Annotated in this window: 1 protein-coding gene and 2 pseudogenes; 2 read left to right on the top strand and 1 reads right to left on the bottom strand. The window is 71.0% G+C overall.

The genetic code is table 11. The features are described from left to right. Both A9X04_RS22230 and A9X04_RS22225 read left to right on the top strand, forming a co-directional pair. Window positions 1–315 (top strand): annotated as a pseudogene (locus A9X04_RS22230) (DUF3093 domain-containing protein); the annotation flags it as partial. Further along, window positions 312–575 (top strand): hypothetical protein, encoded by a 264-nt coding sequence (locus A9X04_RS22225; protein WP_067925130.1) that lies wholly within the window; start codon window positions 312–314, stop codon window positions 573–575. The pseudogene A9X04_RS22230 and the gene A9X04_RS22225, both read left to right, overlap by 4 nt. On the opposite strand, the pseudogene A9X04_RS22220 reads toward A9X04_RS22225, so the two are convergent. Beyond that, window positions 562–785, bottom strand: a pseudogene (locus A9X04_RS22220) (STAS domain-containing protein); the annotation flags it as partial. The gene A9X04_RS22225 and the pseudogene A9X04_RS22220 overlap by 14 nt on opposite strands.

The raw sequence follows: 785 nt of genomic DNA, 5'->3' as shown, positions 1-785 counted from the left end.
GACGCCCTGCGCCAGGGCACCGAAACGATCCTGGTGCGCGAGATCCTGCGGGTGTATCCCGAACCCGAGCACCACGAAGCGTCCGGCAAGGAGCTGGCGCGGTGGCAGTCGGCGCGGGCGCTCGGCGAATTGGTCGGGGTGCCCCGCGGCCGGATCGGCATCGGCCTCAAGCTGACCGGGGATCGCTACGCCCAGGCCTGGGCGCGCCGGCACCGTGAGCTCCGCGCCGCGCTTACCCCGCTGGTTCAGGAGCGGGTCGAACCCGCCGATGTCACCGACTCCGAAGGTGACGACGACGGCGGAGCCGCACCGTGAGCGCGCGCTACCGGAGCTCCCGGGCCCTGTTGGAACTGGTCCTGGCCTGCGCGGCGCTGATCGGCGCGGGGGTGAGCTGGTCGCGGTCCCATCACACGGTGGGGGTGGCGCCCATCGCCGACGGGCAGCCGTTCACCACGTCGGTCGTGTATGACCCTCAGCTGCTCTTGCTGACCCTGCTGCTGCTGACGAGCGCGGGGGTGCTGGCGGTGGTCGGAATCGCCAGGTGGCGTCGTGATCGCCGCGTCAAGACGTCCTGACCAGCGACAGGGCCATCCGGCGCCGCCTCGCGATGGCGTCGGCCACGTCGTGCAGCGCTTCGTGCACCGAGCAGGTGGCGCCGTCACCCAATGATTCGGCGACCGCGGGGCTCGCGACCAAGGTCCACTGCACCCCTGCGGCGCGGCAGTCCTCGTCGAAGGTTTCCAAGAGCGAAATGCCCGCCTCAGCAAATTGGCTCACGTCGCCCA

Source organism: Mycobacterium sp. E3247 (genome assembly GCF_001667785.1).
Taxonomy (GTDB): Bacteria; Actinomycetota; Actinomycetes; order Mycobacteriales; family Mycobacteriaceae; genus Mycobacterium.
This window is presented reverse-complemented; position numbering and strand designations above follow the sequence as displayed.